The following is a 25,965-nucleotide window of genomic DNA, read 5'->3' as shown; positions in this document are numbered from 1 at the left end:
ATGGCAGTGATGTTCAAGACCGAGCAGCCTCGCACCCTGGCCGAGAAGGTCTGGGCAGACCACGTCGTGGTATCCGGCGGCGGGACCGAACCCGACCTCATCTACATCGACCTGCACCTGGTCCATGAAGTCACCAGTCCGCAGGCCTTCGAGGGGCTGCGACTGGCCGGTCGTCCGGTGCGGCGCCCGGATCTGACCATCGCCACCGAGGACCACAACGTGCCTACGGTCGACATCGACAAACCGATCGCCGACCCCGTGTCGCGTACTCAGGTCGAGACGCTGCGGCACAACTGCGCCGAGTTCGGTATCCGGTTGCACCCGATGGGCGACATCGATCAGGGGATCGTGCACATCATCGGGCCGCAGCTGGGGCTCACCCAGCCCGGCACGACGGTGGTCTGCGGCGACAGTCACACCTCCACCCACGGCGCGTTCGGTGCCCTGGCGATGGGAATCGGCACTTCCGAGGTCGAACACGTGCTGGCCACCCAGACGCTGCCGCTGAAGCCGTTCAAGACAATGGCGGTCAATGTCGACGGGAAACTCGCCGACGGTGTGACCGCCAAGGACATCATCTTGGCGGTGATCGCTCAGATCGGCACCGGCGGCGGCCAGGGCTACGTCATCGAATACCGGGGCAGCGCCATTGAGGCGCTGTCGATGGAGGCGCGGATGACGATCTGCAACATGAGCATTGAGGCCGGCGCCCGGGCCGGCATGGTTGCCCCCGATGAGACCACCTACGAGTATCTGCGGGGCCGGCCGCACGCGCCGACCGGTGCGGACTGGGATGCCGCCGTGGCCTATTGGAGCAGCCTGCGAACCGACCCCGGTGCGGTGTTCGACGCCGAGGTCCATTTGGACGCGGACGCACTGACCCCGTTCGTGACCTGGGGCACCAACCCCGGTCAAGGCGTCCCGCTGGGCGCCGATGTGCCCGACCCGGAGTCGATCAACGACGAGGCTGAGCGGCGGGCCGCGGAGAAGGCGTTGGCGTACATGGACCTTCAGCCGGGCACGCCGATGCGCGAGATCGCGGTCGACACGGTGTTCGTCGGGTCGTGCACCAACGGCCGCATCGAGGACCTGCGCGCGGTGGCGGATGTGCTGCGCGGGCGTCAGGTCGCCGAGGGTGTGCGGATGCTGGTGGTGCCGGGTTCGATGCGGGTGCGCAATCAGGCCGAAGCCGAAGGCCTCGCGGAGGTTTTCACCGCGGCAGGTGCCGAGTGGCGCCAGCCCGGCTGCTCAATGTGCCTGGGGATGAACCCCGATCAGCTGGAGCCGGGGCAGCGGTCCGCGTCGACGTCCAACCGCAATTTCGAGGGCCGGCAGGGCAAGGGCGGACGCACTCATCTGGTGTCTCCGGTCGTCGCCGCCGCCACCGCCGTCCGTGGGACGCTGTCGGCCCCCCAGGACTTGAACTGACTTGAACTGACCGCCACGGTATTAAAAGGAGCCTAGTCATGGAAGCTTTCCGCACTCATACCGGAATCGGAGTCCCGCTGCGGCGGTCCAATGTCGACACCGACCAAATCATTCCCGCGGTCTATTTGAAGCGGATCACCCGGACGGGATTTGAGGACGGCCTGTTCGCCACGTGGCGCACCGATCCGTCCTTCGTGCTGAATCTCAGCCCTTTCGACCAAGGTTCGGTCCTGGTGGCCGGACCGGACTTCGGCACCGGATCGTCGCGGGAACATGCGGTGTGGGCGCTGCTCGACTACGGGTTCCGGGTGGTGATCTCCTCCCGATTCGCCGACATCTTCCGCGGCAATGCCGGCAAGGCCGGCCTGCTGGCGGCCCAGGTGGCTCAAGATGATGTGGAACTGCTGTGGAAAGTTATCGAGCAGAGCCCGGGGCTGGAAATCACTGTCAATCTTCAAGATCGGAATATCACGGCCGGAACGGTGGTGGTGGCGTTCACGATTGACGACTACACCGCCTGGCGATTGTCGGAAGGGCTCGACGATATAGGCCTTACGCTGCGGAAACTCGAGGAGATCGACTCATTCGAGGCTGCTCGCCCGAGCTGGAAACCGCGCACCCTGCCGGCTTCTTGAGGGCCTGCGCCGGAGCTTAATTCCGGTGGTTTCGACGCTCTCGTCAGCGTCCAAGGGCGGTAACCGGATTGCCGAATTCGCCCATAATCTCGTCTGAAATTGCGCGTGGCTCTTGGATATCAGTGGTATCAGGGTTTACCGTGTGCTCTAGTCGGCTCAAGTAGGGCCACTGGTCTCGGAGGGATTGGATGAACAAAGCAGAGCTCATCGAGGTGCTCACAAAGGAATTGGACACCGACCGCCGGTCGGCGACCGAGGCCGTCGAGCATTTCGTCAATGCCATTGTGCGCGCCGTCCACAAGGGTGAGAGCGTCACCATCACCGGGTTCGGCGTTTTCGAGCGTCGTCGTCGCGCCGCGCGCGTTGCCCGCAATCCCCGCACCGGTGAAACGGTCAAGGTGAAGCCGACGTCCGTCCCCGCATTCCGCCCCGGTGCGCAGTTCAAGGCGATTGTTTCTGGCGCGCAGCGTGTCCCGTCGGAGGGTCTGGCCGTCAAGCGCGGCGCTGGCGCCACCGCTGCGCCGGCCAAGAAGGCGCCGGCCAAGAAGGCCACCAAGGCCGCCGCCAAGAAGACTGCGGCCAAGGCTCCGGCCAAGAAGGTTGTTGCGAAGAAGGCAGCGACCAAGGCTCCGGCCAAGAAGGCCGTGACCAAGGCTCCGGCTAAGAAGGTTGTTGCGAAGAAGGCAGCGACCAAGGCTCCGGCCAAGAAGGTTGTCGCCAAGAAGGCAGCCACCAAGGCCGTGGCGAAGAAGGCTCCGGCCAAGAAAGCCACCAAGGCTCCGGCCCGCAAGGGTCGCAAGTAGCAACGAATAGCCGAGCGCCGCGGGGTTATCCCCGCGGCGCTCGGTCGTTCATACCAGTGCTTGGGTAGCCAGCGGGCTACCGATGTGGTCGGCGGCGATCAGCCGCCCACCCGACAGTGACAGCACCCACGTGCTGCCCTTGCGATTGCGGGACTTGTCCGGGCTGACGCCGTCGCGGTCACACCACCAGGCGATCAGGTCTGGAATCACCTTGCCTTGGGTACAGATAACCGGTGTCCCGCCCAATTTCGCGATCTCCATCACCCGGCGACGGCCCTGCTTCGGGTTGTCGGCGTAGGACTCCTCGGTCAACGTCGGCTCGTTGTGCACAGCCACCCCGAGTTCGGCGGCCAGTGGCTCCACCGTCTGCTCGCAGCGCACCCGGTCGGCCGCGTACACCGCGGTCGCGCCGAAGGCCAGCAGCTGATCGGTGAGCGCCTCGGCCTGTGCGCGGCCCTTCTTGTCCAGCGGCCGCTGGCGGTCATCGCCGGAGAACCGGGACCGACGCCCGGCGGTACCGTGCCGCACGATCAACACCGTTTGGGTGTCGGCGGGCTGCTTGGCGAACCGCCGCAGTATCTTCCGGTCATAGGCGTACTGCAGTTCCTTCATCGCGGCATCGACCGGCAGCCAGACCAGATCGTCGACCTCGTGGTTGGGCACGAAGTCTCCACCCAGCGCCTGTGCAGCCCAGTACCGGACTTTCTTGACGCCCTGGGTTACCGGATAGCGGACCGCCCCCAGCCGGCGGCCCAGCTGTGCGTGCTGGCCGGTCTCCTCCAGGATCTCCCGCACGGCTGTCACCGGTTCGGTCTCGCCGGGATCGACCTTGCCCTTGGGCAATGACCAGTCGTCGTAGCGCGGGCGGTGGATGAGCGCCACCTCAACGGCATTGCGCCGCGTCCGCCACAGCACCGCGCCGGCGGCGTGGACGACCTTGTCTACCGTCCCGGAGCCATTCGACACTGTCGTTTCGAGCACCTTGCACTCCTGCAGGTCAATTCGGGCTTCTTGGGCGGTGGGCCGGGGGTCAGGGATTGCGGTGTCGGTCCATCAAGGACGCCTGGTGATCGCGCACGGTGGCGCCGGCTTGCGGTTCCGCCGTCCACTGGCCGTCGGGCCCGAGCTCCCAGCAGCGGGTGGCCGGATCCATGGCGGAGTCGAATACATCGCCCAGCTGTGTGGTCAGCCGCGGGTTGCGCACCTGAACCATCACTTCGACCCGGCGGTCCAGATTGCGGTGCATCATGTCGGCGCTGCCGATCCAGAATTCGTCGATGGCGCGGAAGTGGATGATGCGCGAGTGCTCCAGGAATCGGCCGAGAATCGATCGGACGAGGATGTTTTCGGAGAAGCCCTCGACCCCGGGCCGCAGTGCGCAGATACCGCGAACGAACAACTCAACTTGCACACCGGCGCGAGAGGCGCGGTAGAGCGCGTCGATCACCTGCTCGTCCACCAGTGAGTTGAGCTTGAGCCGGATCCGTCCGTTACCGGAGTGGCGGTGCGCCAAGACCTCACGTTCGATGCGTTCGATGATCCCGGTCCGGACACCGTGCGGGGCCACCAATAGATTGCGGTAGGCGACTTTCCGCGAATAGCCGGTCAACGAATTGAACAGGTCGGTCAGGTCGGCGCCGATATCCGGGTCGGCGGTGAGCAGTCCCACATCTTCGTAGAGGCGCGCGGTCTTGGAGTTGTAGTTCCCGGTGCCGATATGGCAATACCGCCGGATCGTGGAGCCCTCGCGGCGCACCACGAGGCAGACCTTGCAGTGGGTTTTCAGTCCGATCAATCCGTACACCACGTGCACGCCGGCCTGCTCCAGCTTGCGGGCCCACTTGATGTTGGCCTGCTCGTCGAAGCGGGCCTTGATCTCGACGAGTGCCACCACCTGCTTGCCGGCTTCGGCGGCGTCGATCAGCGCGGTGACGATCGGCGAATCACCGGAGGTGCGGTAGAGCGTCTGCTTGATCGCCAGCACGCCCGGGTCGGCGGCTGCCTGTTCGATAAACCGTTGCACGCTGGTGGCGAATGAGTCGTAGGGGTGATGTACCAGCACATCGCCTTCCCGCAGGGTGGCGAAAATGCTTTTAGGGGTTTCCCGTTCGGCGAACGCCGGGTGGGTGGCCGGGACGAAGGTGCGGTCCTTGAGGTCGGGCCGGTCCTGGCCGTAGACCTGCCACAGCGATGACAGGTCCAGTAGGCCGGGCACCTCGATGACGTCACCGGGGTCCACGTCGAGCTCCCGCAACAGCAGCTCCAGCATGTGCTCGGTCATGTCGTCGGCGACCTCGAGGCGCACCGGCGACCCGAAGCGGCGCCGCGCCAGCTCTCGCTCCAAGGCCTGCAACAGGTCTTCGTCGCGGTCCTCTTCGACCTCGAAATCGGCGTTGCGGGTGATGCGGAACGCGTGATGCTCGACGATTTCCATGCCGGGGAACAGCACCGGCAAGAACGCCGCGATCAGCTCCTCCATCGGCAGGAAGCGGACCTCGCCACGGCCGTCGCCTCCGCTGGCGCCGGCGTCGAGTTCGACGAAACGGTCGACGTTGTCGGGGACCTTGACCCGCGCGAAATGACTGCCGCCGTCCTCGGGGCGCTTGACCGTCACGGCCAGGTTCAAGCTGAGACCGCTGACAAAGGGGAACGGGTGCGCCGGGTCCACCGCCAGCGGTGTCAGCACCGGGAACACCTGCTCGTGGAAGTACACCGACAGCTGGTCGCGCTCGGCCGGCAGAAGATCCGCCCACGTGACGACGTGGATGCCTTCGGCGGCAAGCGCCGGACGGACCGAATCGAGGAACACCCGCGCGTGGCTGGTGGCGATCTGCTGGGTCCGTTCGCCGATGCGGCGCAGTTGCTCACGTGGGGTGAGACCGTCGGCCGAGCGCACCGACAGACCCATCTCATCGCGGCGCTTGAGGCCGGCAACTCGGACCATGTAGAACTCGTCGAGATTGGAGGCGAAGATCGCCAGGAACTTGGCCCGCTCCAGCAGCGGCAACGAGATGTCGGCGGCCAGCGCCAGCACTCGCGCGTTGAAGTCCAGCCAGCTCAGTTCGCGGTTGAGGTAGCGGTCCGCTGGCAGTTCGTCGTCATCGCCGGCCGGAAGAGTCTCGGTGGCAGCGGGAGGGGCGGTCGGAGCGGCGTCGTGTGGACGCCAGTCAGTCGTGTCGGTACGCGTCTCAGTGAGTTCGCTGCCCTCGATTTCGTCCACTCCGAAATCATTGCTCATCCCGCGTGCTGCTGCCACCGGACTTGGCATGTGCAAGCGCACGGGCCGTTGCGGTGCCGACGCCGAGCCGTCGCGCCACCGCCAGATCTTCCGGTGTGTCGATGTCACAGCGCAGGCCGGGCCAGGCGCCCGTCAGCTCCAGCGCTCCTGATTGCCGGTGCCGCTTCGAGGAATCCCGGCCGAATCGGGGATCCAGGGCAGTGCCGAACGCGAAGAGCGCCGCGGTCCCCATCCCATGCCGGTCAGCGACGAAGCTGCGCTGGTGGGTCCGTGCCGCGGCGATCGCCTCGTCGAGTTCGTAGGATTGTAAAGCAGGCAAATCACCTTGCAGCACAACGATGTTCGGTATGGATTCGGTCACTGAGGCTTCGGCTGCGGCGAGCGCGTTGTTCAGCGGGTCGGCGTGACCGTCCGGTGTGGGGTCCGCCAACACCTCGGCTCCCAGCTCGGCGGCGGCCGCAGCGGCGGCCTCATCGGGGGTGACCACAGTGATGTGTTCCAGTCCGCGGGCGGCCGACGCCGCGCTGATGGTGTCCACCAGCATGGCCAGCACCACGGCTTCGCGCAGCGGTGCGGGAAACGCCGGGGCCAGCCTGGTCTTGGCCACGCTGAGCCGCTTGACGGCAATGATCAGGCCGATGCCGGATACCTCAGCCGGTGCGGAGTTCACACATCACATCCTGCCAGCGCCGGGCTGGGCGTTCCGCGGGGCTGGGTCGATGGCGGTGACCCGCTTCGCCCGGCTCCGCCGTGCTCGCGATCACCGCTGGGTCGATGGCGGTGACCCGCTTCGCCCGGCTCCGCTGTGCTCGCGATCACCGCTAAGGTGATGCGCCTATAGGGAGGTGGTGTGCGATGGTCGGCACCGAGGGAACGGTCGCGGTGATGGGCGCGGGCGCGTGGGGCACGGCGTTGGCCAAGGTGCTCGCCGACGCCGGCAGTGACGTCAGACTCTGGGCTCGCCGGCCCGATATCGCCGCGCAGATCAACGAGACCCGGCGCAACCCCGACTATCTGCCGGGCTTCGAGGTCCCCGACGCGGTGCGCGCCACCAGTGATCCGGCCGAGGCGCTGGGCGGCTTGACCACTGTGGTGCTGGCTGTGCCGGCACAGACGATGCGGGCCAATCTCCAAGCGTGGACGCCGCACCTGACCGACAGCGCCACGCTGGTCAGCGTCGCCAAGGGCATCGAGCTGGGCACGCTGATGCGGATGAGCCAGGTGATCGCCTCAGTGACGGGCTTCGATCCCGGTCAGGTCGCGGTGGTGTCCGGTCCCAACCTGGCGGCCGAGATCGCCGCCGGGCAGCCCGCGGCCACCGTGGTCGCCTGCACGGACTCCGGTCGTGCGGTGGCGCTGCAGCGGATGCTCAACACGGGCTACTTCCGGCCCTACACCAACTCCGATGTCGTCGGCACCGAGATCGGCGGTGCCTGCAAGAACGTCATCGCCCTGGCCTGCGGGATGGCTGCGGGAGTGGGGCTGGGCGAGAACACGGCCGCCGCCATCATCACCCGGGGCCTGGCCGAGATCATCCGTCTGGGAGTCGCGCTGGGTGCCAAGGGGGCCACCCTGGCCGGCCTGGCCGGGGTGGGCGACTTGGTGGCCACCTGCACATCGCCGCATTCACGTAACCGCACGTTCGGCCAACGGCTCGGCCGGGGCGAGGCGATGCCGCCGGTACCTGGGTCGGCGGGGCTGTTGAGCACCTCCGACGGTCATGTCGTCGAAGGTGTGACGTCGTGCCAGTCGGTGCTGGCGCTGGCCTCGAGCTACGACGTGGAGATGCCGCTGACTGATGCCGTGCACCGGGTCTGCCACACGGGGTCGTCGGTCCATGAGGCGGTGGCGCTGCTGCTGGGACGTCGCACCAAACCGGAGTGAGGCGTCCGTCGTCGGGCCGCCCGGTACCCTCTGGCGTGTGAATTCCCACGAACGCACCCGCGTGGCCGTCGTCTTCGGTGGCCGCAGTAGCGAGCACGCCATCTCCTGCGTCTCGGCGGGCAGCATCCTGCGCAACCTGGATCCGCAACGCTTCGAGGTCGTCGCAGTAGGTATCACCCCGGAGGGGGCGTGGGTACTCACCGACGGCAACCCCGACACGTTGGCGATCACCGACCGCCAACTGCCGGCGGTCAGCACGGACTCCGGCGCCGAACTGGCGCTGGCGGCCGACCCGCAGCGAGCCGGTCAACTGGTCGCGTTCTCCGCCGCCGGGCCCGCGGAGGTACTGGAATCGGTCGACGTGGTGTTTCCGGTGCTGCACGGTCCCTACGGCGAGGACGGCACCGTGCAGGGCCTGCTGGAGTTGGCCGGCGTGCCCTATGTCGGTGCCGGCGTGCTGGCCAGCGCGGCGGGCATGGACAAGGAGTTCACCAAGAAGCTGCTGGCCGCCGACGGCCTGCCGATCGGCCCCTACGCGGTGTTGCGGCCCGCCCAGGAGACGCTGTCGGTAGACGATCGGGAGCGGCTGGGGCTGCCGCTGTTCGTCAAACCGGCGCGCGGCGGGTCCTCGATCGGGGTCAGCCGGGTGACGTCGTACGACGAGCTTGCCGCGGCGATCGCCGAGGCGCGCCGGCACGACCCGAAGGTCATTGTCGAAGCCGCGATCGTTGGCCGTGAAATCGAATGCGGGGTGCTCGAATTCCCCGACGGCTCGGTGGCCGCCAGCACCCTGGGGGAGATCCGGGTGGCCGGCGTGGCTGACCGCGACGACTCGTTCTACGACTTCGCTACCAAGTACCTCGACGACGCAGCCGAACTCGACGTGCCCGCCAAGGTCGACGACGATGTCGCTGAAGCCGTGCAGCAGTTGGCGATTCGGGCGTTCGGCGCGCTGGACTGTCAGGGATTGGCCCGGGTGGACTTCTTCCTCACCGATGCCGGCCCGGTGATCAACGAGATCAACACCATGCCCGGATTCACCACGATCTCGATGTATCCGCGGATGTGGTCGGCCAGCGGCGTGGACTACCCGACGCTGCTAGCGACGATGGTCGACACCGCCCTGGCTCGCGGCGTGGGTTTGCGCTAGGCGGTGTCCGCCATCCCTCGGCGAGCAGACACAGAATCGCGCGTTTCGCGTCCTGCGTGTGCGAGTCTGCGTCTGCTCGGCGAGGTTAGGCCGGCGGGCCTGGCCGGATCGGGACGGCAGCGACGGTGTCGGCGATCAGATCCGACACCTCCTGGATCGGCGTGGGGCCCGATCCCGGCGGCAGCGTCAGCGCCAGATAGACCTTCCGATCCACCACATACCAGGTGGCGCGGTCGCCTTCGCGGACTTCGAACCACTGGACGCCATCGACCACCTGGATGGGGGAGCCCACCACGAAGTCGGCCGGCCGGTCCAGCCCACAGCGCAACACCACGGCCTCGCCGTCGGCGGCGGTCCAGGCCGCCGCGCCCTGCGGTGCGGGTGCGGCGAGCTCGGCGCGCCGATAGTCGCCTAGCTGAGCCGGTAGCTCCTCGAGGAGTGCACGGCAGTCTTCGCTGTCGGAGTGCGGAGCAGGCACGGTCGCGACCGGGAGCGGTCCGGCCGGCCGCTTGTCCGGGTGGTGTAGCGCGGCGACCGTCAACGCGGCGCCTACCGCGGCGACGGCGACCACCAGCGCGATGATCAGCGCGAGCCGTGGCGGTCCGTCCGCGTCGTTGTCCGTGGTCAAGCCCCGCCTACCGTTCTGATCACACCTACACTCCAGGCTGTGCGCGGTAACGAGCCCACGCTGGGTCAGCTTGGAGAGTTTCCCATGATCGACCGGCTGGTGGCCGGGCGACGTCAGCCCGACACCACCCAGCTGGGTCCCGGGGACGATGCGGCGGTGGTGCGCTGCGCCGACGGCCGAGTTGCGGTATCCACCGACATGCTGGTCGAAGGCCGCCATTTCCGGCTGGATTGGTCAACCCCGCAGCAGGCCGGGCGTAAGGCGATCGCGCAGAACGCCGCCGATATCGAGGCGATGGGTGCGCGGCCCACCGCGTTCGTCGTCGGCTTCGGTGCCCCGGCGCACACCTTCGCCGCCGATGCCGCCGCCCTGGCCGACGGGTTGTGGGCGGAGGCGGAGCGCCTGGGTGCCGGTGTGGTCGGCGGCGATCTGGTCCAGGCCGACCGCTGGGTGGTGTCGGTGACGGTGCTGGGGGATCTGGCCGGCCGGGCCGCGGTGCTGCGATCGGGGGCGCGGCCCGGGGCGACCCTGGCGGTGGCGGGGGAGCTGGGCCGTTCGGCGGCCGGGCTGCGGCTGTGGAGCGACGGCGTGGACTCCGCAGAATTCGCCGAGCTCAGGCGTCGCCACCTGGTCCCGGAGCCGCCGTACGGGCAGGGTGTGGCGGCCGCCGACACGGGGGCGCAGGCGATGACCGATGTCTCCGACGGCCTGATCGCCGATCTGGGCCACCTGGCCGCCGCGTCGCAGGTGACATTGGAGGTGTCCACAGCGGCGCTGGCGGCCGATTATCGGGCCTTGGCGCCCGCGGCCGCTGCGGTCGGTGCCGACGCGTGGTCGTGGGTTCTGGGCGGGGGAGAAGACCACGCTCTGGTCGCCGCGTTTCCCGGCGAGGTGCCGCCCGGTTGGCGGGCGATCGGACAGGTGCTGCCCGGGCCGGCGCGAGTGCTGGTCGACGGGGCCTTGTGGGACGGGGAGGCGGGCTGGCAGTCGTTTGATTCTGGCGCCCCATTACGTTGAGACACCATGACTGCTCGTCCACTTCCTGAACTTGTCGAAAGCGGTTGGGCCACTGCGCTGGCACCGGTGACCGATCACGTCGCCGCGCTGGGGCAGTTTCTGCGTGAGGAGACGACGTCCGGTCACGGCTATCTGCCCGAAGGGCAGAACATCTTGCGTGCCTTCACGTTTCCGTTCGACAACGTCAGGGTGTTGATCGTCGGGCAGGACCCGTACCCGACGCCCGGCCACGCGGTAGGCCTGAGCTTCTCGGTCGCGCCGGATGTTCGGCCGCTGCCGCGCAGCCTGGAGAACATCTTCACCGAGTACAGCGCGGATCTGGGCTATCCCAAGCCGTCCAACGGCGATCTTTCCGCGTGGGCGCAGCGGGGTGTACTGCTGCTCAACAGGGTGCTCACCGTGCGGCCGGGCACGCCGGCGTCACATCGCGGCAAGGGCTGGGAGGCCGTCACCGAATGTGCGATCCGCGCGTTGGTGGCCCGCAATCAGCCGATGGTGGCGATCCTGTGGGGACGCGACGCGGGAACACTGAAGCCAATGCTGTCCGACCGCTGCGTCGCGATCGAATCACCGCACCCGTCGCCACTGTCGGCGTCGCGCGGCTTCTTCGGATCGCGGCCGTTCAGCCGCGCCAACGAGCTGCTGGCGCAGATGGGAGCCGAGCCGATCGACTGGCGGCTGGAGTAGCCCGTTCAGCGGGACGCGCACATCGCCGACGAGGCACGGATGTCCTGCGCTCGGCGAGCAAAGAGCGGACTTAGCCGCGGACGACCTTGCCGGCCTTGATGCACGAGGTGCAGGCGTTCAGGCGCTGCTTGTTGCCGCCGGGCCGCGCGGCGTGCACAACCTGAATGTTCGGGTCCCACCGACGGCTGGTCCGACGGTGCGAGTGGGACACCGACTTACCGAAGCCGGGGCCCTTTCCGCAGATATCGCACACGGCAGCCATATGTGACACTCCTCAAAACGTCTGCTTGAGGGCCAACGACCTCAGCGGGTGGCCCGACAACCTGATCAGGATACCCGCCCGGCGGGGCAACCACCAAAACGCCCCTCCCGGCCGGACGGACGTGAGCTGTGCTGTCGTCCGGAGTGATTAGGCTTGCGGCCACCGGAGGTGGCGGCAGGAAGGTGGGTGCAGGTGGGCAACCCCGATCGTCGGCTGGATGCGGCGACCTTGCGGGACTGGGCGCACACCGCCGTCGGTGACCTGATCACCCACACCGACGAGATCAACCAGCTCAACGTCTTCCCGGTCGCCGACTCCGACACCGGAACAAACATGCTGTTCACTATGCGTTCGGCCCTGGCCGAGGCCAACACCGAGGCCGCCTCGGGCGAGGTGGGCCGGGTCGCGGCCGCCCTGTCATCCGGGGCGCTGCACGGTGCGCGCGGCAACTCCGGGGTGATCCTGTCGCAGATCCTGCGCGGCCTGGCCGATGTGACCGCAGCCGACACTGGCGTCAGCGTCATCGACTCCGCCCTGCTCGGCGCCGGTCTGCGGCACGGGGTGGAGCTGGTGGTCACCTCGATGGGCGGCCGCGAGGTTCCGGGCACCATCGTGTCGGTGTTGCAGGCTGCCGCCGCGGCCGTCGAACGGTGCGCGGCCGGCGGAGCCGCGTTGGGCCCGGCGCTGGTAGCCGGCACCGACGCGGCCGCCACGGCCCTGGAGGCGACCACTGCGCAGCTCGACGTGCTCGCCGAGGCCGGGGTGGTCGATGCGGGCGGCCGCGGCCTGCTGGTGCTGCTCGACGCACTGCGCTCCACGATCACCGGGCAGGCTCCCGTGCGCGCGGCGTACCAGCCCGCGCCGTCCCCGCGGCCGCCGGAGGCCGGCACCGAGGCTCCCGCGCCGCAGTTCGAGGTCATGTACCTCCTTGGCGAGTGCGGTCCCGACGACATCGAAGCCCTGCGCGAGCGGCTGAATCAGCTCGGAGAATCGGTGGCCATCGCCACCTCGGGGGTGGTCGGCGGATATTCGGTGCACGTGCACACCGATGACGCCGGCGCCGCCGTCGAGGCGGGCCTGGCGTTCGGCCGGCCGCGGCGTATCCAGATCTCGGCCCTCGCCGGGGCCGCCGGCCCGTCCCCGGGCAGCTGGGCCCGGGAGCGTGCGGTGCTGGCCGTGGTCGACGGCGACGGCGCCGAGGCGCTGTTCGACTCCGAAGGCGCCTGCGTACTGCGGCCCGATCCGCACAGTGCCGAGCCGGTCATGATGGTCACCGCCCAGCAGTTGCTACGGGCGGTGGTGGACACCGGCGCTGCGCAGGTGATGCTGCTGCCCAACGGCTATGTCGCCGCCGAGGAACTGGTGGCGGGCTGTACCGCGGCCATCGGCTGGGGTATCGAGGTGGTGCCGGTGCCGACCGGCTCGATGGTGCAGGGGCTGTCGGCGTTGGCGGTCCACGATCCTGGCCGTCCGGTGGTCGATGACGGCTACACCATGGCCCGGGCCGCCGGCAGCACCCGGCTCGGATCGGTGCGGGTCGCCACCGAACAGGCGCTGACCTGGGCCGGTTCCTGCCGGCCCGGTGACGGCCTGGGCATCGCCGGTGACGAGGTGCTGATCGTGGCCCGCAATGTCGGCGCCGCGGCGATTGGCCTGATCGACCTGCTGCTGGCGGCCGGCGGTGAGTTGGTGACGGTGTTGTTCGGTGCGGGCATCGATGGGTTAGAAGAAGATGTGATGGACGTCTTGACGCGGCACGTGCACGACCAGCACCCGGGAACCGAACTGGCGACCTACTTCACCGGGCATCGGGGGGACGCGCTGCTGATCGGGGTCGAGTAGCGATGGTGACCTTGGCCGACCGGCTGGATTTCATCGTCGGCTCTGATGCCGCCGACAAACTCGACGAATGCTTTGGCATCCGCACCGTCGGAGACCTGTTGCGGCACTACCCGCGCAGCTATGTCGAAGGCACCGGGGTGCGCGGTGCGGCGGACAGCCGCCCCGCCGAAGGCGACCACATCACCATCGTCGACACCATTGGCTCGGCGGTGCTCAAAGACATGCAGCGGCGCAACGGCAAATACCTCGCTGTCACCGTCGGTAGCGGCCGCAACAAGGTCAGTGCGACGTTCTTCAACCCCAAAGGCCTGCGCTGGCGGTTGACCCCCGGCACGCGGGTGATGCTGTCCGGGGAGGTCAAGCTGTATCGGGGTGCGATCCAGCTCACCCATCCGGACTTCCTGGTACTCAAGGAAGCCGATGGTGCAGCCCACGATCGCAACTTCGGCAGCAGTTCGCTGCGCAACATCGCCGATGCCTCGCAGAAGGTCAGCGGCCAGGTCAACCAGTCGGACTTCGAGCGCAGCTGCTACCCGATCTACCCGGCGACCGCGAAACTGCAGAGCTGGGACATTTTCGCCTGTGTGCGGCAGGTGCTCGACGTCCTCGATCCGGTTCCGGACCCGCTGCCGGCTGCGGTGCGCGCCGAACGGGGTCTGCTCGGCGAAGACGAAGCGCTGCGCGCAATCCACCTGTCGGAGAACGCCGCCGAACGGGATCGCGCCCGGGCTCGGTTGGCCGTCGACGAAGCGTTCGGTCTGCAGTGGGCGTTGGCGATGCGTCGAAACGGTGAACTGTCCGAATCCGGGTTACCGGCACCGCGCCGCGACAACGGGATGGTCGCAGAGCTGTTGCGGCGGCTGCCGTTCGAGCTGACCGCCGGGCAGCGCGAGGTCCTTGGCGTGCTCGAAGGCGAACTGGCCGCCAGTCGCCCGATGAATCGGCTGCTGCAGGGTGAGGTCGGCTCGGGCAAGACGATCGTCGCGCTGCTGGCGATGCTGCAGCTGGTTGATGCCGGCTATCAGTGCGCCCTGTTGGCGCCCACCGAAGTCCTTGCTGCCCAACACGCCCGATCGATACGTGACATGCTCGGGCCGCTGGCGCTCGGCGGTCAGCTGGGCGGGGCCGACAATGCCACCGCGGTGGCGCTGCTCACCGGCTCGATGTCCGCGGCCGCCAAGAAGCAGGCTCGCGCCGAGATCGCCGGCGGCCGGGCCGGCATCGTCGTGGGCACTCACGCCCTGCTGGTCGACGCGGTCGAATTCGACAACCTGGGCATGGTGGTCGTCGACGAACAACATCGATTTGGCGTGGAGCAGCGAGATCGGTTGCGCGCCAAAGCTCCTGACGGCATCACTCCGCACCTGCTGGTGATGACCGCCACTCCGATTCCGCGCACGGTGGCGCTCACCGTTTACGGCGATCTGGAGACCTCCACGTTGCGTGAGCTGCCCCGCGGACGCCAGCCCATCGCGAGCTCGGTGATCTTCGTCAAGGAGAAGCCGACCTGGCTGGATCGGGCGTGGGCGCGGATCCGCGAGGAGGTGACGGCCGGACGGCAGGCCTACGTGGTGGCACCCCGCATCGACGAGACCGACGAGCCGAGCAAACCCGGTTCAGCCGATGAGGGCGGCCGAACCTCGGCCACCGCGGTGGGGTTGTTCGATCAGCTGCGAGCCGGGCCGTTGTCGGGATTGCGGCTGGGCTTGATGCACGGGCGGTTGACCGGGGACGAGAAGGACGCGGTGATGACGGCGTTCCGCAGCGGTGCGGTCGACGTGCTGGTCTGCACCACGGTCATCGAGGTCGGTGTCGACGTACCCAACGCCACCGTCATGCTGATCGCCGACGCCGACTGGTTCGGTATCAGCCAGCTGCACCAGCTTCGCGGTCGGATCGGCCGCGGCGAGCACGCCAGCCTCTGTCTGCTGGTGACCTCCAGCGGGCCTGGATCCAAAGCGGGTCAGCGCCTGAAGGCCGTCGCAGCCACCTTGGACGGCTTCGCCTTGGCGGATCTGGATCTGGCCGAGCGTGGCGAAGGAGATGTATTGGGCCGCAACCAGTCCGGCTGGCGAGGCGGCCTCAAGCTGCTGTCGCTGGCCGACCACGGTGAAGTGATCGAGGCGGCCCGCGCGTACTGCATGCAGGCCTGGGCAGCCAACCCCGATGATCCCGGATTGGCTACGCTCGCCGCGTATTTCACCGACATCGACTACCTGGACAAAGCATGAACCCGAGCCGCAAGACCCTGGTGTGGTTGGCCGTGGCCGCGGTGCTGGCCGTAGTCGTGGCCTACCAGACGGTATCGGCCGTGGGCCATCGCAGTCGTGCCCTGGCGGCGCAGGCCGGCATGCCCACGGTGGCGGCCGGCGCCGATGTGCTGGCCGGCATCACCGTGGTTCCGGCTCGTACCCACCGCTACGACTACGTCCGCTCGCGGTTCGGGGACGCCTGGGATGACGACAACGACGCGCCGGGCGGACACAACGGCTGCGACACCCGCGACGACATCCTCAACCGTGATCTGGTGGACATCACGCACGTGTCGACCAAGCGCTGCCCGGACGCGGTAGCCACCGGAACCCTGCACGACCCCTACACCAACGCCGTCGTCGCCTTCACCCGCGGCGCGAAGATCGGCGAAGCGGTGCAGATCGACCACATCGTGCCGTTGGCTTACGCCTGGGACATGGGAGCGTCGGCCTGGCCGTATCGGCAGCGACTGCGCTTCGCCAACGACCCCGCCAACCTGCTGGCAGTGGCCGGGCAGGGCAACCAGGACAAGGGCGACGCGGGCCCCGGGCAGTGGATGCCGCCGAATAAATCGTTCGCGTGCCAATACGCCATCGCCTACATTGCGGTCCTGCGGGGCTACGCGCTGCGCCTCGACCAGCCGTCAGCCGACGCACTGCGTGAGGCAGCGGCCACCTGCCCGACCGGATAGGGACTGCGCTGCCGAGCCGCCGAGTGGGAATCTGACGACGGGACACGCCGATGCGCCGTCGCGAGATTCCGGCTCGCGGAATGAGGGATCAGATACCGGTGTAGGTGAGCGGGTCTTCCCGCACCCGGGTGCCGTCATTGAGTGCGCCCAGGCTCTCCATGTGCTCGTCGGCCAGCTCGAAGCCGAACACGTCGAGGTTGGCCGCGATGCGCTCGGGTTGGGCCGACCGGGGGATCACCACGTTGCCCAACTGCAGGCTCCACCGGATCAGCACCTGCGCCGGGGTCTTGCCGTACTCGCCGGCGATAGCCGTCACGGTCGGGTGGTCAAGCAACCGGCCCACCGCCAGCGGACTGTAAGCCTGGGTGATGATGCCGCGCTCGGCGTTGGCGGCACGCAGCTCAGCCTGGTTGAGCAGCGGGTGCAGCTCGATCTGGTTGACCGATGGGGTCTCGAATGCCAGGTCGATCACGTCGTCGAGGTGATTCGCGGTGAAGTTGCACACCCCGATGGACCGGGCCAGGCCCAGCTCCCGGGTCTGGATGAGTCCGCCGTAGCTGTCGACGTACATGCCCAGCGATGGAGCCGGCCAGTGCACCAGGTACAAGTCCACGTAGTCCATTCCGAGCCGCTCCAGGCTGGCCTTGCAGGCTTCGATGGCGGCGGTCAGTCCCTGGTCGGCGTTGGCCAGTTTGGTGGTGACGAACACCTCTTCGCGCGGGATCCCCGACGCGGCGATAGCCCGGCCCACCGCGGCCTCGTTGCCGTACACCTTGGCGGTGTCAATCAAGCGACAGCCCAGCTCGAGCGCCGTCGAGACCGCGCGCTCGGTCTCGGCTTCGGACAACTCGGCCACCCCGATGCCCAGAGTCGGCATCGTGCGGGAGTCGTTGAGGGTGACCGAGGGAATCGCAGTGCCCGACGTCATTTCACCTACCTGTGTCATCGAATGTTCGCGGATCGGGTCCCAATCGGGCGCCGTCGTCGAGCGAGGATATCGCGGCCATCTCGGCGGTGCCGAGTTCGAAGTCGAAGACATCGAAGTTGCCGACGATGCGCTCGGGGTGCACCGATTTCGGGATCACAATATTACCCAGCTGAATATGCCACCGGATCAGCACCTGCGCCGGTGTCTTATCGCAACGCCGTGCCACCTCGGTGACCGCCGGATGAGCCAGCAGCGAACCCCGCCCCAGCGGCGCCCAGGCTTCGGTGGCAATCCCGAGGCGAGCGTGCACCTCACGCAGTTCGGGCTGGCTGAAGCGCGGGTGCAACTCCACCTGGTTGACAACGGGAACGATCCCCGTTCCGTCGATGAGCATCTCGAGGTGCTCCGGTGCGAAGTTGCTCACCCCGATCGAGCGGATCCGGCCCTGATCCCGCAGGTGGGCCAGCGCCCGGAAGGTCTCGACGAACTTGCCGGCCGCCGGCAGCGGCCAGTGGATCAGGTACAGGTCCAGAAAATCCAGGCCGAGGCGGTCCATGCTCGTATCAAATGCTCTCAGCGTGGAGTCGTAACCCTGGTCGGAGTTCCACACCTTGGTGACCACATACACCTCGTCGCGCGGCAGCCCGGATGCCGCGACGGCCCGGCCGACCTCTCGCTCGTTGCCGTACAAGGCTGCGGTGTCGACATGGCGGTATCCGGCTGCGAATGCGGTGCGCACCGCCTGCTCGGTCTCGGCGGGCGAAATCTTGTAAACCCCGAAGCCGACGCTGGGGATGGAATTACCGTCGTTGAGCGTGACTGAACGCAACTTATCTTCAGCAGCCATGACACGAAGTCTGCCAGGCGGCTCCGGTTCCGGCCGGGGCGCGCGATGGACCGATCAGCTGCAGAGCACCCTGATGACGGTCGGTATGAAGGTGACGCCGATGCTGCCGATCGGGGTCCAGCGGATCATGACCGGCGGGCGCGCGGTGACCATCGATGGCAAGACCTTGGACCCCACCCTGCGGCTGACGCTGGCCGCGCAGCGCGCGATGGGCGTCAACGGCCTAGTCGTCGGCGACGACGCGGTCGCCTCTCGCGCCCAGTTGCGCGAGACGACCGCCGGGCTAGGTGGCGGTGATATCCACGTCGACGTTCGCGACATCGTGTTGCCCGGGCCGGCCGGGGACATCGCCGCTCGGCACTACCGCCCGACCGGTGATGGCGCCAAGCCGTTGCTGGTCTTCTACCACGGTGGCGGATTCGTGATCGGCGACCTGGACAGCCACGACGCGATCTGCCGGCTGACCTGCCGAGACGGCGACATCGCGGTGCTGTCGGTCGACTACCGCCTGGCGCCCGAGCATCCCGCACCGGCCGCGCTCGACGATGCCCTCGCGGCATTCCGCTGGGCTCATGACCACGCCGCGGAGCTGGGTGGGATTGCCGGGCGGGTCGCGGTCGGTGGCGACAGCGCCGGCGGCAACCTGGCCGCCGCGGTCGCGCTGCGGGCGCGTGATGACGGGGGACCGGCACCCGTTCTGCAGTGGCTGATCTACCCGGTCACCGACTGCACCGCGCGGACCCGTTCGCGCACCCTCTACGGCGACGGTTTTCTGCTGACCAAGCACGACATCGACTGGTTCACCGACCAGTATCTGGGCCGCTCACAGCTCGACCCGACCGACCCGCTGGTATCGCCGTTGCTGGCCGGCGACCTGTCCGGCTTGCCGCCGGCGCTGGTGGCCGTCGCCGGATTCGACCCGCTGCAGGACGAAGGCGAAGCGTTCGCGGCGGCACTGCGCGAGGCCGGGGTTGTGGTGGACCTGCGGCAGATGCCGTCGTTGACGCACGCTTTCATCAACCTGTTTCCGCTGGGGGGTGGCAGCGCGACCGCGACCAGTGAGTTGATCTCGGCGCTGCGCGCGCACCTCAGCCGCGGCTGAGGTCCGGGGCTCACGCCGGTACGCTGAACGGCAAACCAACCACCGAACACGAGGACCAACCGACTGTGGCCAGCAAACCCAAACGCCCCGGCGCCTCCGGCTTGAGGGCCGGCGACCAGAAGCGCAACCTCGCAATGCAGATCGGCCTAGTCGCCATCGTGGTGGTTTTCGCGGTGGGACTGATCGGCTACATCGTGATGTCCAACGGTCATAAGAAGGGCGCCGGCGCCGGCGAGGCGATCCGGGTCACCTCGAGCAAGCTGGTCACCAAGGACGGGACCGACGAGCCCAAGGCCGTGCTGACGTTCTACGAAGACTTCCTCTGCCCGGCCTGCGGCAACCTCGAGCGGGCGTTCGGCCCGACGGTGTCTCGGCTGATCGACAGCGGGGCGATCGCCGCCGACTACCACATGGTCGCGATCCTGGATCGGCCGCAAAACGATGACTACTCCTCGCGCGCCGGAGCCGCCGCCTACTGCGTCGCCGACGAGAGCAACGACGCCTTCCGCCGGTTCCACACCGCGCTCTACACCGAGCAGCTGCAGCCGTCGGAGATCGGCACGGACTTCCCCGACAACAAGCGCCTGATCGAGCTGGCCCGTCAGGCCGGCGCTGCCGGCGGTGTTCCGGCGTGCATCAACAGCGGCAAGTACCTCAAGATGGTCGGCGGCATGGCTGCGGCCGGGGGCATTCACGCCACCCCCACGTTGCGCATCAACGGCGAGGACTACCGCCCCTCCACTCCGGAAGCCCTGGTTTCCAAGATCCGCGAGATCGTCGGCGACGTGCCCGGTATGGCCGTGCCGGCTCAGGAGTCGTGACCATCACGGCTCCGGCGGTCGAACCGCCCGCCCAGGCGGTGCCGGTCGCGGCGTCCCGGGCCTGGGCGGTGCTGATCGGCGGGGTCATCGGACTGGCCGCCTCGGTCACGCTGACCGTCGAGAAGATCAAGCTGCTGATGGACTCGGGGTACGTGCCATCGTGCAACCTCAACCCCGTGCTGTCCTGCGGATCGGTGATGGTGACCCCGCAAGCGTCTGTGCTGGGCTTCCCCAACCCGCTGATGGGGATCGTCGCCTTCACCGTGGTGGTGGTGACCGGTGTGCTAGCGGTGGCGAAAGTGCCTCTGCCGCAGTGGTATTGGACCGGTATGGCGGTCGGTACGCTGGTCGGGGCGGGGTTCGTGCACTGGCTGATCTTTCAGAGCCTGTACCGGATCGGCGCGTTGTGCCCGTACTGCATGGTGGTCTGGGCGGTCACGCTGTGCCTGTTGGTGATATTCGCAGCCCTAGCATCTGAGCAGGGTGGTATACGCAAAAATTTGCAGCATTTGCACCGGTGGCGTTGGACCGTCGCTGCGTTATGGTTTATCGCGTTATTTCTGTTGATATTTATTCGGTTTCAGGATTACTGGATAACGCTGCTGTAGGGGTGGAAGTGATCTCCAAAGTACTGGTTGCGAACCGTGGGGAGATCGCCGTCCGCGCGTTCCGGGCCGCCTGCGAGCTCGGGGTCGGCACCGTGGCCGTGTACCCGTATGAGGACCGCAACTCGCTGCACCGGCTCAAGGCCGACGAGTCCTATCAGATCGGCGAAGAGGGCCATCCGGTACGCGCGTACCTGTCAGTCGATGAGATCGTCGGCACCGCAGTGCGGTGCGGGGCCGATGCGGTCTACCCCGGCTACGGTTTCCTCTCGGAGAATCCGCAACTGGCGCAGGCCTGTGCGGATGCCGGCATCACCTTCGTCGGTCCCAGCGCGGCAGTGCTGGCGCTGACCGGTAACAAGTCCCGCGCGGTGGCTGCCGCGCGGGAGGCCGGACTGCCGGTGCTGGCGTCGTCGGCGCCGTCGTCCTCGGTCGCCGAACTGCTCGCCGCAGCTCAAGACATGACCTTCCCGCTCTTCGTCAAGGCGGTCGCCGGTGGCGGTGGGCGCGGGATGCGCCGGGTGACCGACATCGACGCGTTGTCCGACGCGGTGGAAGCGGCCAGCCGGGAAGCGGATTCGGCGTTCGGCGACCCGCACGTCTACCTCGAGCAGGCGGTACTGAACCCGCGCCACATCGAAGTGCAGATCCTGGCCGACAACCACGGCAACGTGATCCACCTCTACGAGCGTGACTGCAGCGTGCAGCGCCGGCACCAGAAAGTCGTCGAATTGGCGCCGGCGCCGAATCTGGATCCGGCCCTGCGCGAGAAGATTTGCGCGGACGCCGTCGCGTTCGCGCGTCACATCGGATACACGTGCGCGGGCACCGTGGAGTTCCTGGTCGATGAGCGCGGCCACCACGTGTTCATCGAGATGAACCCGCGCATCCAGGTGGAGCACACCGTCACCGAGGAGATCACCGACGTCGACCTGGTGTCGTCACAGCTGCGGATCGCCGCCGGTGAATCGCTGGCCGACCTGGGCCTCTCACAGGACGCGATCACGCTGCACGGCGCCGCACTGCAATGCCGGATCACCACCGAAGACCCGGCCAACGGATTCCGGCCCGACACCGGACGGATCAGCGCCTACCGCAGCCCGGGAGGGGCGGGCATCCGGCTGGATGGCGGCACCAACCTCGGCGCGGAGATCAGCGCGCACTTCGACTCGATGCTGGTCAAGCTGACCTGTCGCGGCAAGGATTTCCCCACCGCGGTGAAGCGGGCGCGCCGGGCGATCGCGGAATTCCGCATCCGTGGGGTCGCCACCAACATCCCGTTCCTGCAGGCCGTGCTCGATGACCCGGATTTCTCCGCCGGCCACATCACCACCTCGTTCATCGACGAGCGCCCGCAGCTGCTGACCGCGCGTTCCTCGGCCGACCGCGGCACCAAGATCTTGAACTACCTGGCGGATGTCACCGTCAACAGCCCGCACGGCACCCGGCCCTCGGCGGTGTACCCGCGTGACAAGCTGCCCGAGCTGGATCTGTCGGTGCCCCCGCCGGCGGGCTCCAAGCAACGGCTGGTCGAGCTGGGGCCAGAAGGGTTCGCCCGCTGGCTGCGAGAGTCGCGGGCGGTCGGGGTCACCGACACGACGTTCCGGGACGCCCACCAGTCACTGTTGGCCACCCGGGTGCGCACCAGCGGATTGGTCAAGGTGGCGCCGTACGTGGCCCACACCATGTCGCAGCTTTTGTCGGTCGAGTGCTGGGGTGGCGCGACTTACGATGTGGCGCTGCGATTTTTGAAGGAAGACCCCTGGGAGCGGCTGGCCGCGCTGCGCGAGGCGCTGCCCAATATCTGTCTGCAGATGCTGCTGCGCGGGCGCAACACAGTCGGGTATACCCCCTATCCGGAGCTGGTGACCTCGGCATTCGTCCAGGAGGCAACCGAGACCGGTATTGACATCTTCCGGATCTTCGACGCGCTCAACAACGTTGACTCGATGCTTCCCGCCATTGACGCGGTGCGCGAAACCGGCAGTGCGGTAGCCGAAGTCGCCATGTGTTACACCGGGGATCTGAGCAGTCCGGGTGAAACGCTCTACACGCTGGACTACTACCTCACGCTTGCCGAGCAGATCGTGAACGCCGGCGCCCATGTGCTGGCGATCAAGGACATGGCGGGGCTGTTACGTCCCGCCGCGGCAACCACATTGGTGAGCGCGCTGCGCAGCCGCTTCGACCTGCCGATCCACATACACACCCACGACACCGCGGGCGGCCAGCTGGCCAGCTACGTCGCCGCCTGGCAAGCCGGGGCGGACGCCGTCGATGGCGCGGCCGCGCCCCTGGCGGGCACCACCAGCCAACCGGCGCTGAGCTCGATCATCGCCGCGGCAGCCCAGACCGACTACGACACCGGGATCTCGCTGGATGCGGTGGGCGACCTGGAGCCGTACTGGGAGGCGCTGCGAAAGGTATACGCGCCGTTCGAATCCGGGCTGGCCGCACCAACCGGGCGGGTATACCGTCATGAGATTCCCGGTGGCCAGCTGTCCAACCTGCACCAGCAGGCCAAGGCGCTGGGGTTGGCGGACCGGTTCGAGGACGTCGAGAACAACTATGCCGCCGCGGATGCCGTACTCGGTCGGCTGATCAAGGTGACCCCGAGCTCGAAGGTGGTCGGCGATCTCGCGCTGGCCCTGGTCGGTGCCGGCGTGAGCGCCGACGAGTTCGCCGCCGACCCGTCCCGAGTCGACATCCCTGACTCGGTGATCGGCTTCCTGCGCGGCGAGCTGGGCGACCCGGCCGGCGGCTGGCCGGAGCCCTTGCGGACCAAGGCGCTTCAGGGCCGCGGCCCGGCACGCGAGATGCAGCAGCTCTCGGACGACGACGAGGCGGTATTGGCAAAGTCTGGCCCGCAACGCCAGGCCCGGTTGAATCGCCTGCTGTTCCCCGGGCCCACAAAGGAATTCGAGTCGCATCGGGAACTCTACGGCGACATCTCGCGGTTGTCGGCCAACCAGTTCTTCTATGGTCTGCGCCAAGGCGAGGAGCATCGGGTCAAGCTGGAGCGCGGGGTGGAGCTGCTGATCGGGCTCGAGGCCATCTCCGAGCCGGATGAACGCGGCATGCGGACCGTGATGTGCATTATCAACGGTCAACTGCGACCGGTCGAAGTGCGTGACCGCAGCATCGCCAGCGAAGTGCCCGTCGCCGAAAAGGCCGATCGCACCAAGCCGGGCCATGTCGCGGCACCTTTTGCCGGTGTGGTCACCATCGGGGTTGCCGAGGGCGAGAAGGTCACCGCCGGCCAGACCGTGGCCACCATCGAGGCGATGAAGATGGAGGCGGCCATCACCGCGCCGGCCGACGGCACCGTCGCACGGATCGCCGTTGCCCAGACCGCACAGGTCGAAGGCGGAGACCTGCTGGTGGTGCTGAGCTGACTCGCATCGTCGGGGGTGCAGCCGGTGGACGACGCCTCGCCGTACCCCCGCGTGGCACCCGGCCAACCACCGATCGGGTGCGCGAGGCGCTGTTCAATGTGCTCGATTCCCGGATGGACCTGACCGGAATATCGGTGCTGGACCTCTACGCGGGGTCGGGAGCGCTCGGCTTGGAGGCGCTGTCTCGCGGCGCGGCATCGGCACTGTTCGTCGAATCGGATCGCCGCGCCGCCGATGTGCTGGCCGCCAATATTGCCGGACTGGGGCTGGCCGGTGCCGTGCTGCGCCGCGGCACGGTCGCCGCGGCGCTAGCCGGGGGCACCGAGACCCCGGTGGATCTCGTGCTGGCCGATCCGCCCTACGAGGTGGATGCCGCTGCGATCGACGCGTTGCCGCAGATGTTGACCGCTGGCGGTTGGGCAGCCCCGGGCACCGTCGTGGTGATCGAACGGGCCGCCTCCAGCCCCGCGGTGGGGTGGCCGCAGGGTTGGGAAGCCTGGCCCTCGCGCCGTTACGGCGACACCCGGCTGGAGCTGGCCGAAGCCGGCTCACCCGGCTGCTAGCGTCATGAGCCATGAGTGGCGCGGTATGCCCCGGCTCCTTCGACCCGGTGACGTTGGGACATGTCGACATCCTGGAGCGCGCGGCCGCCCAGTTCGACGAGGTGGTGGCCGCCGTACTGGTCAATCCGTCAAAAAAGGGCATGTTCACCCTGGACGAGCGGCTCGAGATGATCGCCGAAGCCACCGCGCATCTGCCCAATGTGCGCGCGGAGTCGGGTCAGGGCTTGGTGGTCGACTTCGTCCGGCAGCGGGGGCTCACCGCGATCGTCAAGGGTCTGCGCACGGGCACCGACTTCGAGTACGAGCTGCAGATGGCTCAGATGAACAAGCACATCGCCGGTGTGGACACGTTTTTCGTGGCGACCACACCGCGGTATTCGTTCGTGTCGTCGTCGCTGGCCAAGGAAGTGGCGTCGATGGGCGGTGATGTCTCCGATCTGTTGCCCGAGCCGGTGAACCGCAGACTGGCCGCGAAGCTTGGTTCTTATTAGCGAAGGGGCGCCCGGCGAACGGATTGTCCGGTAGAACGCTGGGGTGTTCGGCTGCGCTGGCTCAACAATCCGATCGGCTAGCGTTGTAGTCGTGCTGGACGTCGTGATGTTGGACTCGACGGACCTTGACTCGCTCGACCGTGCGACGCGGGCGTTCTCGCAGGTACTCGGATCACTCGAACTCGACGTCCTTGATCGTCCAACCGCCTGCGGAAGCTGGACGATCAAGGACGTCGCTAATCATGTCTGCGGTGGAGCGCTGCGCTATGCCCATTACCTGCGAGGCGGCATGCCCGGCGAGATTGCCTGGACCCGCACAGCCGATAACGCCGGCAACGATCCGCAGGCCGCTCATGACAACCTATCCGCCGAGCTGCGAACTCTGTTCGCGCAATCCGGGGCTGGTTCATTGCGTGCACATCACCCGATGCAGACAGTCAGCGGCGCCGTGCTGCTGCGGATGCGAGTCGCCGAACTTGCGGTACATGCCTGGGATATCGCAAGCACCCTCGATGCCACATCAACGATCGACAACGATCTTGCTTCCTACATTCTCGATCGTGCGACCCCGATCCTGCGGGCACAGCGCGAACACGGATACTTCGCGCACGTCGAACCAGCGAATCCGGACGCCCCCGCCTCGGCACGGCTGCTGGCTCTCACAGGAAGGTTCATGCCTTGACAATCCCACGGTC

General features: G+C 67.7%; 24 protein-coding genes. 17 read left to right on the top strand and 7 right to left on the bottom strand.

The genetic code is table 11. The annotated features are described in order from the left end of the window. The first annotated feature begins 6 nt into the window (after positions 1-6). From leuC to NM962_00325, 3 genes are all read left to right on the top strand, one after another. Positions 7-1,428, top strand: a complete 1,422-nt coding sequence (leuC, locus tag NM962_00335; GenBank protein ID UVO14923.1) for a 3-isopropylmalate dehydratase large subunit — start codon at positions 7-9, stop codon at positions 1,426-1,428. 38 nt (positions 1,429-1,466) lie between these two features. Next, complete coding sequence (leuD, locus tag NM962_00330) at positions 1,467-2,063, top strand: 3-isopropylmalate dehydratase small subunit (protein UVO12656.1); 597 nt, start codon at positions 1,467-1,469, stop codon at positions 2,061-2,063. Between the two features lie 188 nt (positions 2,064-2,251). Next, a complete protein-coding gene (locus NM962_00325) occupies positions 2,252-2,866 on the top strand; it encodes an HU family DNA-binding protein (protein UVO12655.1) in 615 nt (204 codons plus the stop codon). Between the two features lie 48 nt (positions 2,867-2,914). On the opposite strand, the gene NM962_00320 is transcribed toward NM962_00325, so the two are convergent. From NM962_00320 to cofC, 3 genes are read right to left on the bottom strand one after another with little or no spacing between them, the layout of a single operon-like run. Further along, positions 2,915-3,847, bottom strand: a complete 933-nt coding sequence (locus tag NM962_00320) for an NUDIX hydrolase (protein ID UVO12654.1) — start codon at positions 3,845-3,847, stop codon at positions 2,915-2,917. Positions 3,848-3,896: 49 nt separating this feature from the next. Beyond that, positions 3,897-6,104 carry an RNA degradosome polyphosphate kinase gene (locus NM962_00315; protein ID UVO12653.1) on the bottom strand — a complete coding sequence of 736 codons (2,208 nt, stop codon included), beginning with the start codon at positions 6,102-6,104 and terminating at the stop codon, positions 3,897-3,899. Further along, positions 6,094-6,774 (bottom strand): 2-phospho-L-lactate guanylyltransferase, encoded by a 681-nt coding sequence (cofC, locus tag NM962_00310; GenBank protein UVO12652.1) that lies wholly within the window; start codon positions 6,772-6,774, stop codon positions 6,094-6,096. Before cofC ends, NM962_00315 begins: the two co-directional genes overlap by 11 nt. Positions 6,775-6,959: 185 nt before the next feature. Here cofC and NM962_00305 point away from each other — a divergent pair, with 185 nt between their 5' ends. Together NM962_00305 and NM962_00300 are read left to right on the top strand one after the other, a co-directional pair. Continuing rightward, positions 6,960-7,988 (top strand): NAD(P)-dependent glycerol-3-phosphate dehydrogenase, encoded by a 1,029-nt coding sequence (locus NM962_00305; GenBank protein ID UVO12651.1) that lies wholly within the window; start codon positions 6,960-6,962, stop codon positions 7,986-7,988. A 37-nt stretch (positions 7,989-8,025) separates the two neighbouring features. Continuing rightward, a complete protein-coding gene (locus NM962_00300) occupies positions 8,026-9,138 on the top strand; it encodes a D-alanine--D-alanine ligase (GenBank protein ID UVO12650.1) in 1,113 nt (370 codons plus the stop codon). Positions 9,139-9,223: 85 nt separating this feature from the next. Here NM962_00300 and NM962_00295 read toward each other — a convergent pair whose 3' ends face one another. After that, positions 9,224-9,766, bottom strand: coding sequence for a DUF3515 domain-containing protein (locus NM962_00295; GenBank protein UVO12649.1), 543 nt, complete (start codon positions 9,764-9,766; stop codon positions 9,224-9,226). A gap of 84 nt (positions 9,767-9,850) precedes the next feature. Here NM962_00295 and NM962_00290 point away from each other — a divergent pair, with 84 nt between their 5' ends. Both NM962_00290 and NM962_00285 read left to right on the top strand, forming a co-directional pair. Then, positions 9,851-10,783 (top strand): thiamine-phosphate kinase, encoded by a 933-nt coding sequence (locus NM962_00290; GenBank protein ID UVO14922.1) that lies wholly within the window; start codon positions 9,851-9,853, stop codon positions 10,781-10,783. A 6-nt stretch (positions 10,784-10,789) separates the two neighbouring features. Continuing rightward, positions 10,790-11,470, top strand: coding sequence for a uracil-DNA glycosylase (locus tag NM962_00285; protein UVO12648.1), 681 nt, complete (start codon positions 10,790-10,792; stop codon positions 11,468-11,470). A gap of 70 nt (positions 11,471-11,540) precedes the next feature. Here the strand turns inward: NM962_00285 and rpmB are convergent, their stop codons facing one another. Then, positions 11,541-11,732, bottom strand: a complete 192-nt coding sequence (gene rpmB, locus NM962_00280) for a 50S ribosomal protein L28 (GenBank protein UVO12647.1) — start codon at positions 11,730-11,732, stop codon at positions 11,541-11,543. Between the two features lie 192 nt (positions 11,733-11,924). On the opposite strand from rpmB, the gene NM962_00275 reads away from it, so the two are divergent. Genes NM962_00275 through NM962_00265 form a run of 3 tightly spaced genes read left to right on the top strand, consistent with a single transcriptional unit; the run spans position 11,925 to position 16,518 of the window. Next, positions 11,925-13,574 (top strand): DAK2 domain-containing protein, encoded by a 1,650-nt coding sequence (locus NM962_00275; GenBank protein ID UVO12646.1) that lies wholly within the window; start codon positions 11,925-11,927, stop codon positions 13,572-13,574. Between the two features lie 2 nt (positions 13,575-13,576). Then, complete coding sequence (gene recG, locus NM962_00270) at positions 13,577-15,805, top strand: ATP-dependent DNA helicase RecG (protein ID UVO12645.1); 2,229 nt, start codon at positions 13,577-13,579, stop codon at positions 15,803-15,805. Next, positions 15,802-16,518, top strand: a complete 717-nt coding sequence (locus NM962_00265) for an HNH endonuclease family protein (GenBank protein UVO12644.1) — start codon at positions 15,802-15,804, stop codon at positions 16,516-16,518. Before recG ends, NM962_00265 begins: the two co-directional genes overlap by 4 nt. Positions 16,519-16,606: 88 nt before the next feature. Here NM962_00265 and NM962_00260 read toward each other — a convergent pair whose 3' ends face one another. Both NM962_00260 and NM962_00255 read right to left on the bottom strand, forming a co-directional pair. Next, on the bottom strand, positions 16,607-17,446 hold the full coding sequence (locus tag NM962_00260; GenBank protein ID UVO12643.1) for an aldo/keto reductase: 840 nt from the start codon (positions 17,444-17,446) through the stop codon (positions 16,607-16,609). Position 17,447: 1 nt separating this feature from the next. Further along, entirely contained in the window at positions 17,448-18,293 is an 846-nt protein-coding gene (locus NM962_00255) for an aldo/keto reductase (protein ID UVO12642.1), read from the bottom strand. Between NM962_00255 and NM962_00250 the strand changes: the two genes are divergently transcribed. The 7 genes from NM962_00250 to NM962_00220 all read left to right on the top strand — a co-directional run bounded on the left by NM962_00250 (position 18,292) and on the right by NM962_00220 (position 25,952). Continuing rightward, positions 18,292-19,395 (top strand): alpha/beta hydrolase, encoded by a 1,104-nt coding sequence (locus NM962_00250; GenBank protein UVO12641.1) that lies wholly within the window; start codon positions 18,292-18,294, stop codon positions 19,393-19,395. The genes NM962_00255 and NM962_00250 overlap by 2 nt on opposite strands. Before the next feature lie 101 nt (positions 19,396-19,496). Then, on the top strand, positions 19,497-20,216 hold the full coding sequence (locus NM962_00245; GenBank protein UVO14921.1) for a DsbA family protein: 720 nt from the start codon (positions 19,497-19,499) through the stop codon (positions 20,214-20,216). A gap of 2 nt (positions 20,217-20,218) precedes the next feature. Beyond that, positions 20,219-20,824, top strand: coding sequence for a vitamin K epoxide reductase family protein (locus NM962_00240; protein ID UVO14920.1), 606 nt, complete (start codon positions 20,219-20,221; stop codon positions 20,822-20,824). 8 nt (positions 20,825-20,832) lie between these two features. After that, positions 20,833-24,216 (top strand): pyruvate carboxylase, encoded by a 3,384-nt coding sequence (locus NM962_00235; GenBank protein ID UVO12640.1) that lies wholly within the window; start codon positions 20,833-20,835, stop codon positions 24,214-24,216. Then, positions 24,213-24,779, top strand: a complete 567-nt coding sequence (gene rsmD, locus NM962_00230; protein UVO14919.1) for a 16S rRNA (guanine(966)-N(2))-methyltransferase RsmD — start codon at positions 24,213-24,215, stop codon at positions 24,777-24,779. The genes NM962_00235 and rsmD overlap by 4 nt, the downstream gene beginning before the upstream one ends. A gap of 11 nt (positions 24,780-24,790) precedes the next feature. Then, positions 24,791-25,270, top strand: coding sequence for a pantetheine-phosphate adenylyltransferase (gene coaD / locus NM962_00225; GenBank protein UVO12639.1), 480 nt, complete (start codon positions 24,791-24,793; stop codon positions 25,268-25,270). A gap of 91 nt (positions 25,271-25,361) precedes the next feature. After that, the gene (locus NM962_00220) at positions 25,362-25,952 is read left to right on the top strand and encodes a TIGR03086 family metal-binding protein (protein ID UVO12638.1); all 591 of its coding nucleotides are present in this window, start codon (positions 25,362-25,364) and stop codon (positions 25,950-25,952) included. Positions 25,953-25,965 lie beyond the last annotated feature (13 nt).

It is taken from the genome of Mycobacterium sp. SVM_VP21, from assembly GCA_024758765.1.
GTDB lineage: Bacteria > Actinomycetota > Actinomycetes > Mycobacteriales > Mycobacteriaceae > Mycobacterium > Mycobacterium heraklionense_C.
Note: the sequence above shows the minus strand (reverse complement) of the source record. Positions and strands in the feature narration are given on the sequence as shown.